Origin of the sequence: Chitinophaga terrae (ex Kim and Jung 2007), from assembly GCF_900107795.1 — a bacterium.
GTDB classification, from domain to species: domain Bacteria; phylum Bacteroidota; class Bacteroidia; order Chitinophagales; family Chitinophagaceae; genus Chitinophaga; species Chitinophaga terrae.
The window spans coordinates 1-14,194 of the sequence record NZ_FNRL01000008.1; the positions used below are offsets into that span (position 1 = coordinate 1).

Annotated in this window: 12 protein-coding genes; 4 read left to right on the forward strand and 8 right to left on the reverse strand. The window is 42.6% G+C overall.

The genetic code is table 11. The features are described from left to right. Positions 1 to 100 precede the first annotated feature (100 nt). On the forward strand, positions 101 to 352 hold the full coding sequence (locus tag BLV62_RS10205) for a helix-turn-helix domain-containing protein (RefSeq protein WP_089761654.1): 252 nt from the start codon (positions 101 to 103) through the stop codon (positions 350 to 352). 70 nt (positions 353 to 422) lie between these two features. Here BLV62_RS10205 and BLV62_RS10210 read toward each other — a convergent pair whose 3' ends face one another. From BLV62_RS10210 to BLV62_RS10225, 5 genes are all read right to left on the reverse strand, one after another. Further along, the gene (locus BLV62_RS10210) at positions 423 to 2,213 is read right to left on the reverse strand and encodes a DUF262 domain-containing protein (RefSeq protein ID WP_089761300.1); all 1,791 of its coding nucleotides are present in this window, start codon (positions 2,211 to 2,213) and stop codon (positions 423 to 425) included. Between the two features lie 116 nt (positions 2,214 to 2,329). Next, the gene (locus BLV62_RS28795; protein WP_258522420.1) at positions 2,330 to 2,665 is read right to left on the reverse strand and encodes a tyrosine-type recombinase/integrase; all 336 of its coding nucleotides are present in this window, start codon (positions 2,663 to 2,665) and stop codon (positions 2,330 to 2,332) included. Between the two features lie 11 nt (positions 2,666 to 2,676). Beyond that, positions 2,677 to 3,309, reverse strand: coding sequence for a phage integrase SAM-like domain and Arm DNA-binding domain-containing protein (locus BLV62_RS28800; RefSeq protein ID WP_225889557.1), 633 nt, complete (start codon positions 3,307 to 3,309; stop codon positions 2,677 to 2,679). A 288-nt stretch (positions 3,310 to 3,597) separates the two neighbouring features. Next, a complete protein-coding gene (gene coaA, locus BLV62_RS10220; RefSeq protein ID WP_089761302.1) occupies positions 3,598 to 4,554 on the reverse strand; it encodes a type I pantothenate kinase in 957 nt (318 codons plus the stop codon). A 115-nt stretch (positions 4,555 to 4,669) separates the two neighbouring features. Continuing rightward, complete coding sequence (locus BLV62_RS10225; RefSeq protein ID WP_089761304.1) at positions 4,670 to 6,025, reverse strand: NAD-dependent succinate-semialdehyde dehydrogenase; 1,356 nt, start codon at positions 6,023 to 6,025, stop codon at positions 4,670 to 4,672. A gap of 127 nt (positions 6,026 to 6,152) precedes the next feature. Here BLV62_RS10225 and BLV62_RS10230 point away from each other — a divergent pair, with 127 nt between their 5' ends. Beyond that, positions 6,153 to 7,319, forward strand: coding sequence for an MFS transporter (locus tag BLV62_RS10230; protein WP_089761306.1), 1,167 nt, complete (start codon positions 6,153 to 6,155; stop codon positions 7,317 to 7,319). A gap of 67 nt (positions 7,320 to 7,386) precedes the next feature. On the opposite strand, the gene pyk is transcribed toward BLV62_RS10230, so the two are convergent. Both pyk and pfkA read right to left on the reverse strand, forming a co-directional pair. Beyond that, entirely contained in the window at positions 7,387 to 8,874 is a 1,488-nt protein-coding gene (gene pyk, locus BLV62_RS10235; RefSeq protein WP_089761308.1) for a pyruvate kinase, read from the reverse strand. Positions 8,875 to 8,885: 11 nt separating this feature from the next. Then, a complete protein-coding gene (gene pfkA / locus BLV62_RS10240; RefSeq protein WP_258522421.1) occupies positions 8,886 to 9,857 on the reverse strand; it encodes a 6-phosphofructokinase in 972 nt (323 codons plus the stop codon). A 147-nt stretch (positions 9,858 to 10,004) separates the two neighbouring features. Between pfkA and BLV62_RS10245 the strand changes: the two genes are divergently transcribed. Together BLV62_RS10245 and BLV62_RS10250 are read left to right on the forward strand one after the other, a co-directional pair. Then, a complete protein-coding gene (locus BLV62_RS10245; RefSeq protein ID WP_089761311.1) occupies positions 10,005 to 12,131 on the forward strand; it encodes a prolyl oligopeptidase family serine peptidase in 2,127 nt (708 codons plus the stop codon). Between the two features lie 108 nt (positions 12,132 to 12,239). Further along, a complete protein-coding gene (locus BLV62_RS10250; protein ID WP_089761655.1) occupies positions 12,240 to 13,142 on the forward strand; it encodes an SDR family oxidoreductase in 903 nt (300 codons plus the stop codon). Here BLV62_RS10250 and BLV62_RS10255 read toward each other — a convergent pair whose 3' ends face one another. Beyond that, positions 13,143 to 14,081 (reverse strand): HU domain-containing protein, encoded by a 939-nt coding sequence (locus BLV62_RS10255; protein ID WP_139170068.1) that lies wholly within the window; start codon positions 14,079 to 14,081, stop codon positions 13,143 to 13,145. Between the last annotated feature and the right edge of the window lie 113 nt (positions 14,082 to 14,194).

Genomic DNA, 14,194 nt, shown 5'->3' on the forward strand with positions numbered 1-14,194 from the left:
CCTCCGAAATTCAGGAGATTTTTTGGCCCAGTGACCTCCGAAATAATTGGCAAATAAAACCGAATTAACTGGCCCATTGACCTCCGTTATAGACAAGGATATGCTTGCTTTGCTCGAAGCTGTGGTAGGCATCAAAAATGAACTGCTGTATATCAGGGAATATTTTCATCCACTCTTAAAAGGGGAAATCTACCTGTCAGACGAACAGGTTTGCGAGATGTTGCATATCAGCAAACGGACGTTGCAACAGTACAGGAATGACGGACTGATACCTTTTATCAAGCTCGAACGGAAAATCCTTTTTCGTGAAAGCGATATTTGCAAGGTGTTGGAAGATAACTATCAGCGTTAGCCGATTGAAAGAATACCCTAAAAAACAGCCCACTGCTTAAAGCGGTGGGCTGTGGTGTTTTATAAAAGGTCTATATCTCTATTTTCCAAATATCTTTTGAAAGTTCGTATAACAAATTTTGTCTATCAATTATCGTTTCTTTATTCCAATATTCGTAAGACCTTAATTTTAGATTTAACCTTGTAACAGATGAATTTATTCCAATCGTATCTAATCCTGCTATTGATTTGGAAATATAAAATGGCGATTTAGAATATTCAATAACTTTTTTTGAAAAGAAGTCGTTACCAACCACAATATTCATCGTTTTTTCAAGCAAAGTCAAATTTCCTAATCTGATTTTTAAATCATCGTATTCCTCGCCAATTTCATTACGAAGACTTTCTGTTGGATTAAAAGGTAAAATATGCTCAATTTCAACTCCTTTGGTAATATAGTTATCTAAAACTTGTGGAATGTACGAGCCTAATCTTTCTTGGTCTAAATATTGTGCAATTTTTGCTAAAATATATCTAATTCTGTATTGTTGCAGGTTATTCTGACGAGTTTCTGTAAAGTATAATTTGTATTCGTTTTCTTTCGATGTGATTACAGGTTGAATATTTTCTTTTACGAAATTATTCAATTCTTCCCTGCTTTTAATTCTTAATACAGATTTAGCCCATTTTGAAAAGTTTCTTTCAAACTCTTTTGTTGGCTCTTTTGTAATGAAGTAATAAAAAACCAAAGTTTCTATCTGCTTTGCAAAATGATTAAACAAATCTTGTGGTAAATTTCTTCCCGCTAAAAGCAATATCAAATGTTGTTTAAAAGCTCCTCCTCCAAGTTTGGAAATATTGTCTAAATAGACATTTTTACTACCGTCCTTGTTTAGTCCTTTAAAGAAATTAATATAACAAGTTGCATTTTCCAAAAGAAGTTCAACAAACTCAAAAGGCTCTTTTTCATAGTTGCATTGAGCAACATTTTCAGGTCTTATAAACCATTTATAAATTTCCTCCTCTCGGATAATTTCTTCTCCTCGCTGATTATTTACCTTATAATTGGACATTATGAAATAACGAAGAAAACGCAAAGGTTTTTCATTATTCTTTTCCAAAAGCTTAATCAGCGTTTTCCATTTATCTTTTAATGAATTGAAATCATTTCTATTAACTTGCCTGAATAAAAGGTTTTTCAATAAATCCATAGGATTTAATCCAACTCCTCTTTCATTAATTGTTTCAAATATTTTTAAAGCGTCGTTTATTTCTGGTGTTTCAATTTGGATAAATTTCAGTTTTCTAAAAATATAAACAAAGAACTTTTTTAGCTTTACTGGGTCTTCATCTTCCTTAAATCTGTTTTTTAGAAATGAGATTACATTTTCATACGCATTATAAAGTCTTTCTGCTGAACCTGTTAAATTTTCAGGTCTTTCTAAATTATTAGCAATTTTTGAAAGAATATTTGAACTGTCTTTATATTGCAGTTCGAGTTTATAGCAATCAACACTATCTCCTAATGCATTGACTGTTTTGTCTTTAATCATTCTCTCAATTGTGTCTGTATCGATTTCTCGTTCTCGATAAATTTTCTTAAAAGCGCAAATTATTAAGAAGATAGAAGTTGTTCTTTGTTGTCCATCAATCAATTCGTAAAAGCCATCATTATTTTTAAAAACAACTGTACTTCCTATAAAATATTCTTTATTAGGATTAAAATCAAATTCTTCGTAAATGTCATCTAAAAGTTGATTGATTTGTACTTCTGTCCAGACGTACTCTCTTTGATAATCAGGAACGACATAAAAATTTTTAAAACAATTCTCCACATCCAAATAATTAAACTGTATTTGGATATTATTTGTGCTATTACTCATTTTTTATTTAGATTTCAATAGATTGAGGTTCGTAAAATTCATATTTTTGAAGAAGCTAAAGTACAAAAAAACCAATACAAAAACGGTATTGGCTTTTTTTAATCACTTTATTGGCTTTAGAGTTGAGCCACAAAAGAGCGTTCCAAACCCTTAAACTTGTGCGATACTTTTTGCATATCTTTTCCGACTTTCTCATTAAGTATCTTGGCGTAAATCTGAGTAGTAGCAATGTTTTTATGTCCTAACATTTTGCTCAAACTTTCCAACGGAACACCCTCGCTCAAAAACAAAGTGGCAAAGGTATGGCGTGCCAAATGAAAGGTTACTTTCTTTTCTTTCAGGCATTCAATCTGTTGTGATATTCGTTTCAAGCTATCATTGCAGACGGTGTTTGATGGTACGGGAAATATCTTGTCGTCCTTTGATAATCCTGCATATTTCTCAATAATCATTTTGGGAATATCTAAGCAAGATGCTTTCTGCTCATTGCCAATCGGCAAAGTGTGGTAAAGCCAATCATATACAGCCAAATCGTGTTATGTGTCAAGCTTTGGTCATCACGTAGGTAGTAATCAAAGTACTGTACAAAATCAGGAGTAAGGTCGTTAAAAGACACATCGGAGTAACCGTATTTTGTAAGTACAAAATTGCGAAGATGTCCTAATAGTGTTTTATACTTACTTCGTGTTCCATTTACCCGAAGCCCGCTATTGACCTTTTTCTCATAGTCGGAAAGAAACTGTTCATAGAACTTGAAAAAGGTCATTTCTCCGCTTTCCATACCGAGGAAGGCATTTTTAAGTTTAGTACTGTTTACAGCCCCCTCGTTCTTCAGAATTTTGGAATAGCATTCCTCAATGCCCAAACGGATTTTATCAAGCTTGCCGTTCACATCTTGGGCTTCTCGGCTTTTTCCTAAAACCCTGCCGTACTTCAAATCCCAATTTGATGCAGAAATATCCAGCTTGGTACTGAATGCAGACTGATTACCGTTTATGGTAATTCTGCACATAACCGTAACTTTCCCGTTCTTCTTCGGGGCATTCTTTTTAAGGTAGAAAAGAACCTTAAACGTTGATTTTTTTGTCGTTTCCATACTCACAATTCTTAATGATAAAATTAAACCTATGTGAGCTACTGAACAATATGAAAAACTATGCAGAAAGCTGAAATACAGTGTTTTATATCGATTGTTTCGAATATTTAAAAGTAACGTTTTAGTAACCTTACTTTTGCCTAACCTCGCTTTTTTCTGCTTTTTACATCATTACCAAAAAATCAAAAACGATTGTAAAGCCTTTATTTACAATCGTTTTACCTGTTATTAATCTTTGATGTATTTTTACTGAAAATTTATTTTAAATAACCGTTGGTCCTACAACACTTATATTTTCCTTAACTGGATAGACTGTACAAAATGATGATGTCCTTTTTCCAGGATCAGGCTTGAACGGAACTTAGTAGGTGCAATGTTTTGTTCCAGGTTAGGTTTGTTGATATCCTCCCAGATCTGCGTAGCTAATTCAACTGTCGCAGTATCTGAAAGATGGGCATATCGGTGAAAGAATGAATCCGGGCTTTGGAAAGCCGTTTTCCGCAGGGTTTCAAATCGGGAAATATACCATTTACGAATGTCTTTCTCCGCAGCATCTACATAGATACTGAAATCAAAGAAATCGGAGACATATACGGCCGGATCTTTTTGCTGCTGCCTGGGCCTTACCTGCAAAACGTTAACTCCTTCAACTATAACAATATCAGGCCGTTCAATCCACTGTAATTGTCCTGGCAGCACATCGTATTCCAGGTGCGAGTATAACGGCGCCGCTACTTTTTCTTTACCGGATTTAACATCCGCTAAAAAATGTATCAGCCTTTTAATATCATAACTTTCCGGGAACCCTTTCCTGTTCATCAGGTTGTTGGCTTCCAATACCTTGTTCGGGTAAAGAAATCCATCTGTCGTTACCAGGTCTACTTTCGGATGATTAGACCATCCCTGCAGGAGTCGCTGCAATACCCTGGCAGTAGTACTTTTTCCTACAGCCACGCTTCCGGCGATACCGATAATATATGGCACTTTGCTCTCATGACTGCTGAGAAATTTACTGGTAGCATTGTGAAGCTGCTGCGAAGATGTTACATATAAATTCAGCAATTGAGCCAGTGGAAGATAAACCTGTTGAATTTCTTCTTTAGTAAGCGGTTCATTCATCCCATGTAATGGCTCCAGATCATAGTCGTGCAGTTGCAGCATGGCGTCGCCGCTTCTTTCAGCCCATTCCTTACGGGTGAAAGTGATATAGGGAGTGTAGCGTTCGCGTTTCAGAGAAGTGGTCATTCTGCGTGTTTAGTTATTTACGGATGTTTAATGTTGTAACCAGGCAACTTTTCTAAAAAAGTGCCTCAATTTCCGTATATGTCGGCAAAATTCCAACATTAAACATCCGCAAATATTATTGTTGTATATAAACGGTCTTTATATTCAGGAATTCATGGGTGCCTTCCAGCGACAATTCCCTGCCATATCCTGATTCTTTAATTCCCCCAAACGGTAAACGGGCGTCAGATCTCACCATTGCGTTAATAAACACATTACCGCTTTCTATTTGTTTCGCCAGCCTGGCAGCTTTGTCCAGGTCGCTGGTCCACAAAGCGGCGCCCAGCCCGAAATTCGTTTCATTGGCCAGCGCAATTGCTGCGTCTTCATTGTCAGCTTCAACAATCACCGCTATAGGGCCAAATGTTTCTTCTTTAAAGGCAGTGGTAGAAACGGTTACATTCCTTAACAGGGTAGGAGCAAAGTTACAACCTTCGTGATAACCGCCCACAAGTACTTCTGCGCCCTCGCTAATGCTGGCCTGGAGTTGGCTGGCCAGTTCTTCTGCCAGGTCTAACCGCGCCATAGGACCGATATTGGTCGCTTCGTCGGTAGGATCGCCCTGTTTTAATCCTTCGATGATCCGCTTAACTTCAGCTGTAAACGCAGGCGCAACCTCTTTTTCAACGATCCAGCGCTTGGCGGCGATACACGACTGCCCGGCATTTTGCATACGACCTTGTACAGCGGTTTTAGCTGCTGCTTCCAGGTCTGCATCCTTCAGGACAATGAATGGATCGCTTCCGCCCAGCTCCAATACAGTTTTCTTAATATATTTTCCTGCCAGGGCGGCAACACTTCTGCCGGCAGGCGTACTTCCGGTAAGGGTAACGCCCTGTACCCTCGAATCAGCAAACACCGGTTCCAGGTCTTTCGAGGATACGAGCAACGATTGGAAACTTCCTTCAGGGAAACCGCTTTCCATGAATAATTTCTCTATAGCCAATGCGCAGCCGCTTACGTTGCTGGCATGTTTCAATAATCCTGTATTTCCTGCCAGGATATTGGGAATCGCAAACCTGAAAACCTGCCAGTAAGGGAAGTTCCAGGGCATAATGGCAAGGATGATCCCTTTCGGTTCATATGATACATAACTTTTATAAGCGTCAGACTTTATCGGCCTGGGAGCCAGCATAGATTCAATGTTCTCTGCATAGTATTCTGCTGTTGTCGCACATTTTAATACCTCGGCCCGCGATTCCCTGAGCGGTTTACCCATTTCACTGGTAATTAAGGCTGCATGCTCATCTACATCTTTTCTTAAGGATTCTGCTATCTGCATCATCCATTCTCTTCGTTGCGTTAAAGGGATCTGCAATTGCTGACGATATGCCCGGTAACCTAATTCCAGTTTCTGCTCTGTTTCCTGTGGGGTATGCGCTGTGTATACCGCGATGGTCTCCTGTGTAAATGGATTAATGCTTGTAAACATGACTGTGGGCTTTTTAGCTTGCGCTGTTAGTGAATAGTCATCATCGGATTACAAATTTACCGTTTTCTGATTAAAGCCAACTCCGGTACCTAATCACTATCTTTGCCCTCCTAAATCACCTAATTGTATGGGGCTCAGTAGATGGAATATTATTATTATGGCTCTCTGTACGGGTTTGATCGTGGCTAACATTTATTACAGCCAGCCTTTAACCGTGCTGATCAGCCAGGAATTTCGTGTATCAGAAAGTAATGCAGGTCAGGTTACCTTTTTTACTCAGGTAGGTTATGCTTTGGGCCTCCTGTTTTGTGTACCGTTAGGCGACAAGCTGGAACGTAAAAAGCAGATCATCGGGATGACCCTCGCGGCAGCCATTTCCCTGGTAGGGGCGGCGCTGGCAAAAAATATGGCCATGCTGAAATTTACTGGTCTGCTGATCGGTTTTACTTCCGTTGTTCCTCAGCTGATCCTTCCGATGGCGGCTCATTTATCCGATCCGGCCAGCCGGGGAAGGGTTATAGGTACCATTATGAGCGGATTACTGGTTGGCATCCTTTTGTCACGCACCCTGAGCGGCGTGGTTGGCCATCATCTTGGCTGGAGAGCAATGTTCTGGATTGCAGCAGGGATCAGCGGCTTGCTGGCCGGCATCATGACCGTATCATTTCCATCCAGCAAACCTAATTTCCAGGGCAGTTATTCCGACCTGATGGGATCTCTCATCACTTTGATCAAAGAACAGCCGATGCTGAGGGAAGCTTCCGCCATCAACGCCTGTTGCTTCGCCATGTTTGGTATGTTTTGGACAACGGTTGTGTTTTTGCTGTCGGATGCGCCTTTTCATTATACCAGCGAGCAAATCGGGTTAATGGGACTGGCAGCAGCGGCAGGAGCGTTGGGCGCGCCACTGATCGGCAGGGTGGCCGACAAAAAGAATCCGCGCATTGCGATCGGTTACGGGATCATCTTCTTATTCGCCGGTTATATCCTGTTCTATATTTTCAGGGCAAATATCATTGGGATTATAGTGGGTATTATTGCCATTGACCTTGGGTTGCAGGGTATTCACGTGTCTAACCAGACAAGGATCTACACTATGATGCCGGAAGCCCGTAACAGGTTGAACACCGTTTTCATGACGGCGAGCTTTATTGGAACATCCCTGGGTTCAGGTATCGGGCTATGGGTTTGGTCGGTTGATCAGTGGACGGGCGTTTGTATTGCCGGGCTGGCGTTGATCACGATGGCGCTGGTAATTTACCTGAGTACTTATAAAAAACCGGTTGCAGCGTAGCAACAATGTTAATAAAAAGGGCTGACCTGCGTCAGCCCTTTGTTATGATAAAATGGTAAGGATCAGATTAATCTACCTTTGTGATCTTTAAAGTATTGGTAGGCAGATGATCTTTCACCGGAGTGCTGCCTGTGTTAACACAAACATCTCCTGGCTTGATAAAGCCTCTTTCTTTAAGAATGCTGATTTGGTCGAAGATGATATCGTCGAGGCTTTCTTCTTCTTCATAATAGAAAGCGCGAACGCCCCAGCTCAGGCTAAGTTGGTTTACCAGGGTTCTTTCTTTGGTAAATACATATAATGGGCTGCGTGGACGATAACTACTGAGCATGAAACCGGTGTAACCGCTTTGGGTCATACCAATTAATGCATCGGCATCCAGGTCTTCCGCTATCTTACAAGCGTTGTAGCACAATGCATCGCTCAGGAAGGTAGGAGAGTGACGGTGAGGGATCAGGTTACGATTGTAGATGATCGCTTCTTTTTCAACTTCCTGGATGATCTTGTTCATAGTTTGAATAACCAGCTCAGGGAATTGACCGGTTGCTGTTTCACCGCTCAGCATTACTGCATCGGCGCCTTCCAGTACCGCGTTAGCTACGTCAGTGATTTCGCTACGGTTAGGACGGGTACGATCGATCATGCTTTCCATCATTTGTGTTGCCACAATCACAGGTTTCGCACGGTGAATACATTTACGGATAATATCTTTCTGGATCATCGGGATCTGTTCAACAGGTAATTCTACCCCGAGGTCTCCACGGGCAATCATTACGCCATCGCTTTCCCAGATGATTTCTTTCAGGTTTTGAATAGCTTCAGGTTTCTCAATTTTAGAGATCACCTTCATTTTTGAGTTGCGGGCCTGTAAACGTTTACGTAGATCTGTCAGGTCTTTTACGCTACGAACAAAGGAAAGGGCAACCCAGTCGCATTCCTGGTCGATAATGAATTCCAGGTCTGTAATATCTTTTTCTGTCAGGGCAGGGAGGGATATTTTAGTATCCGGGAGGTTAAAGCCTTTTTTGGAAGACAGTACTCCTGGTAAAGTTACTTCAGCTTTGATTTCGCCATTGTCGGTGATCTCTCTTACTACTGTTTCAATTTTACCATCATCCAGCAGGATTTTTTGTCCTGGTCTCAGGTCTTTGTACAGATCCGGGTAAGAAACATAGATCCTTTCCATGTTCCCTACTAATTTCTGATTAACAAAGGTCAGTATATCGCCTCTTTTCAGAGGGAGTGCATTATTTTCGATTTCACCTACACGGAGTTTAGGGCCTTGAAGATCGGCCAGAATAGCTACGTTATAAGGTTCGGTTTTATTGATCTGACGGATGTATTCAATAATACGGAGTTTGTCTTCGTGTGATCCGTGAGAAAAGTTGAGGCGGAATACGTTAACACCGGCTTTTACCAATGCCAGTAGTCCTTCATAGGTATCACATGCTGGTCCAACAGTTGCCACAATCTTTGTTTTGTGGGATGAATGCTCTCTGCCAGCAGCGTTGTCCATCTGCTTGTGATAATATTTCGATAGATCCTTTGTACTCATAAGTCTAATTTTTAACTCGCAAGAATTTTAACAATCTTAAACCACTCGGGGTCAATTTCTTGTTTAGCTTTAACAGCTTTATCAAGAGGAGTGTAATGGATTTTGTCGTTAACCACGCCGATCATTACGTTGTGAATACCTTCGAGGAGAGCATCTACAGCGGCATAGCCCATTCGGCTGGCTAAAATGCGATCAGTGCAGGATGGAGCGCCGCCTCTTTGGATGTGACCAAGGATACATACCCTTGTATCCAGTTGCGGGCATCTTTCTTTAATAATACGTCCAACTTCGTTAGCGCCGCCATTTTCGTCGCCTTCCGCCACTACGATGAGGTTTACTAATTTTTTGCGACGTTCGTTGGCTTGAAGTTCTTCAACGATTTCGTTTAATTCTGTTTTACGCTCAGGCATCAAAATGTGCTCTGCTCCGGTGGCAATGCCGCTGTGTAATGCGATGTAACCGGCGTCGCGGCCCATTACCTCAATTACAAACAGGCGGTCATGTGCATCTGCAGTGTCGCGGATCTTGTCAATCGCTTCGATCGCAGTATTCACTGCTGTATCAAATCCGATCGTGTAATCCGTTCCTGCAATGTCCTTGTCAATAGTCCCAGGCAAGCCTATACAAGGAATGTCAAATTCCTGGCTGAATTTCTGTGCACCATTGAACGAACCATCCCCTCCGATCACCACCACACCGTCAATGTTGTGTTTTTTCAGGTTCTCATAAGCTAATTTTCGCCCTTCATATTCATAGAACTCTTTGCACCGGGCGGTCTTCAATATGGTGCCTCCGCGCTGAATGATGTTGGCTACTGATTTGGATTCCATCGGAAAGATCTCGTTCTTTAACATCCCCCGATAGCCGTACATAATGCCAAACACATTGAGCTGATGATAAATGCCCGTTCTTACAACAGCACGAACTGCGGCGTTCATGCCAGGAGCATCTCCTCCTGATGTAAGGACTGCAATGTTCTTCATTTTTTTCATATAAATTGCTAAAAAAATATCTTAAAGGCGCACAAAAATAACATTTTGCAATTGTTTTCTAACTATTATCTGATGAAATAACCCAAACTTTCAATTTCCATCAAACAAAGTAGGGAAATTTTTTAAAAAATATTATGCATGTTAAAATTAATTAATAGGAGGTGGATCTTTATGAGTATGAGCCTGATAGGAGGACAAGCATTCGCTCAACAACAGCCTATAGTGTATCCCGAAACCAAAAAAGTGGATACCGTAGATAATTATCACGGAACTGCGATCGCAGACCCTTATCGCTGGCTGGAAGACGATAACAGCGAAGCTACCAAAGAATGGGTGATCGCTCAGAATAAAGTTACCCAGGAATACCTCTCTAAAATTCCGTTCCGCGCCCAGATCAAAAAAAGACTGGAAGAACTGTGGAATTATCCTAAAAATGGCGCCCCATCCAAACACGGCGACTATTATTATTTTTTTAAGAACGATGGACTCCAGAACCAGTCTGTTCTCTACCGCTCTGCCACGCTGAACGGTACCCCGGAAGTATTCCTGGATCCAAATAAGCTATCGGCCGACGGTACAGTAGCCCTGGGAGCCATGTCTTTCTCCAAAGACGGGAAATATTTCGCTTACCTGGTCGCCAAAGCCGGCTCCGACTGGCAGGAAGGATACGTAATGGACGTTGCAACCAAACAATTATTGCCGGATAAGTTGGATTGGATCAAATTCAGCGGCCTTTCCTGGAGAGGAAATGGATTTTATTATTCCAGGTACGACAAACCTGAAGAAAAAAGCAAGCTTTCCAGGAAAAACGAATTCCAGAAAGTTTACTATCACCAGGTTGGCGACCCGCAGGAAAAAGATGTACTGGTATATAAAGATGATGCACATCCTCTCCGTATGGGAGGTATCAGCGTAACGGAAGACGAACGTTTCCTGGTCCTGGGCCTTACAGAAGGAACTTCCGGCCGCGAGATCTGGTACCGTGATATGGAAGATCCCAACCAAAAAGATTTTGCCCTGCTGATCAAAGGCTTCGAGTACGAACCGGATGTAATAGACAACGACGGGTCTACACTCCTTGTTCGCACCAACCACAATGCCCCTAATTATAAGATAGTGGCCATTGACCCGAAACATCCTGAGGAAGCTAACTGGAAAGTGCTGGTTCCTGAAAAGAAAGAAGCATTGGAAGGGGTAGGAACCGGGGGCGGTAAACTCTTTTTGTCATACCTGGCCGATGCTTCCTCGAAAGTGTATCAATATGATTACAAAGGAAAGCTGGAACATGAGCTGCGACTGCCGGGCATTGGTTCGGCCAGTGGCTTTGGCTCCAAAAAAGATGAAAATGAATTCTTCTACACCTTTACATCTTTTGTAACGCCTACCACGGTATATAAATATGATATTAAAACAGGCCAGTCGACCGTGTATGACAAGGCGGCTGTAAAATTCGACCCTTCCAAATTCGAAACAAAACAGGTATTCTTTACAAGTAAAGATGGTACCCGGGTGCCTGTTTTCCTGTCATATAAAAAAGGTATCCGTTTAAATGGGGATAACCCGGTGCTGTTATATGGCTACGGCGGATTCAATATTGCCATTACACCGGCTTTCAGCGTATCCAACCTTTACTTTATGGAACAGGGAGGGATATACGCTGTAGTATCCCTGCGCGGAGGCAGCGAATATGGAGAAGCCTGGCATAAAGCGGGAATGATGGAAAAGAAACAGAATGTATTCGACGACTTTATAGGAGCGGCCGAATACCTCATATCTGCCAAATATACCAACCCGACGAGGATCGCCATCCAGGGCGGTTCTAATGGCGGCCTGCTGGTAGGCGCCTGCATGACCCAACGCCCTGAACTCTTTAAAGTGGCCTTGCCGGCAGTAGGAGTGATGGATATGTTGAGATTCCAGAAATTCACCATTGGCTGGGCATGGGCAACGGAATATGGAAGCAGTGATGACGCAGAGCAGTTTAAATACCTGCTGAAATACTCTCCTCTCCATAATTTAAAACCCGGTACTGCCTATCCTGCTACCATGGTCACCACTGCCGATCATGACGACAGGGTTGTTCCTGCACATTCGTTCAAATTTGCAGCAACGCTGCAGGCAGATAATGCGGGTCCAAACCCGGTACTGATCAGGATCGAGTCGCAGGCCGGCCATGGCGCAGGCAAGCCAACCAGCAAGAAGATAGAAGAAGTTGCTGATACCTGGGCATTCACCATGTACAACCTTGGTATGAAGGTGAAATAATGCGCCCAAAAGCAGATAGGGGAGCATGGACAAAGGGCGCCAACTAAAAAAAACCTTTTGTCCATGAATCCCCTTATTTTTTTCTTATCTTTAGAGATAGCGTTTTATATGAAGAAGGTACTTATAACAGGCAGTAACGGATTATTGGGACAGCATCTGATCCCGCTTTTTCTGCAAGATGGGCAGTACGAAGTGATCGCCACCGGCAGAGGAGCAAATCGTTTTCCCCATAAGGGCAATTACATATATGAAGAAGCTAACCTCAGGAATGCCAGCAGCGTTAACCAACTGGTAGACAAGCACAAACCGGATGTGATCATTCACAGCGGGGCTATGTCGCAGGTCGATGAATGTGAAAAGAATAAGGACGCCTGCTGGGATACTAACGTAGGGGCTACACGCTACCTCGTTCACGCGGCCGAAAGCTGCAACGCCTTCTTCATCTTTTTATCTACCGATTTCGTATTCGACGGCCTGCAGGGACCTTATACAGAAGACGCCCTGGTAAATCCCATCAATTATTACGGCACCAGTAAAGCTGCCGCCGAACGCCTGGTCATGAACAGTAAACTGCAATGGGCCATCGTACGTACGGTGCTGGTTTATGGCGTTGTACACGATCCTAAACGCAGCAACATGATCAGCTGGGTAAAAAATAACCTGCAGGAAGGCAAGAAAATAAAAGTAGTGGATGATCAGTGGCGTACTCCCACTTTATGCCAGGACCTCGCAAAAGGATGTTTGTTGATCGCTGATAAAAAAACTACAGGAGTATTCAATATCTCAGGAGAAGAAACACTGACCCCCTACGATATGGCAGTTCAGATAGCTGCATTCTTTAATCTGGACACTTCCCTGGTAGAAAAAATAAGCTCCAAAACCCTGGCCCAGCCAGCTGCACGTCCTGCCAGAACAGGACTGGTGATCAGCAAAGCCGCTAATGAACTGGGTTATAAACCTCATACTTTCGCAGAAGGACTGGAGATCATAGCCGCCGAAATGAAATCCTGATCATTGTTTATCCAGGTGTACAGGAGTCAGGAAATGTTTCCTGAGCGAATCCAGTACATGTGTGGTATCGGCGTCGGGCAACAGTTCTATTGCAGTAACGTATAAACTATCCCGTTTATATAACACCATAGGGTATCCCCAGGCTTTTTGCTTAGCCTGGTAGCTGGCCGCTTTGGCGCTATCGTCAAATGTTTTAATAACGGCAAGGTACCTGGCAGGCGCCTGCACCGTATCTGCCGGTGTTTGTGCCGTAGTATCAGCAGCGGCTACCTGTTGTTGCGCCGGGGTATCTTCTATCGTTGTTTCCGTTGTAGCTACAGGCTTATACTGGTAAGTTACATAATACCAGGCAGCCAGGCCCCCGATAATGATGATAGCCGGAACAGCAGCCCACCACCATTTGAACCCGCTTTCTTCTTCTACTAACTCCAGGTCATTTTCCACTTCTTCCGTCATAATTGGTTCCAGGGCAGTTTTATCAACTGTTGGAGGAGGAGTATGATCAATAGACGAAGCTGGGGCAAAAGGTTTCTCACTTTCCCTTTCGATAGGGGCAATATCCAAAGAATCGAATTCTGCTGGCAGCTCTTCGGGGTAAAAATGAACATTGCCGGCAAAATCGCCCAATAATTTACCTACGCCAGGTATGGAAAGCGGCGTCGCTGATTTAAGCTCTTCTTTTAACTCTTCTATATATTTTTCCAGCTTCCGTTGGGCAACAGCCGGTACAAGATTTTCTTTCAGGGCGATCCATTCTACACAGGCGCCATCATCCTGCCAGTGTTGGGTGAACATGATCTGATCACGGGGAGGGGTCAGCGTTTGGGTATTCGTATTATAAAACGCCGGGAAGTGCTGGATCATAAACGTGCCTAAATGAGGTACTACACAAACACGCTGCTTAAATAACACTTCCTGGATGTATTGCAACAGTATCAAAGCCTTACTTTTTTAGTGAAGAATAAACCCACAGGACTAAAAAAGATTAGCGAAGATATATGAGGCATAGACCACTTACATTTTCGCTAATCTGCCCGAGCCATTCGGGCTAA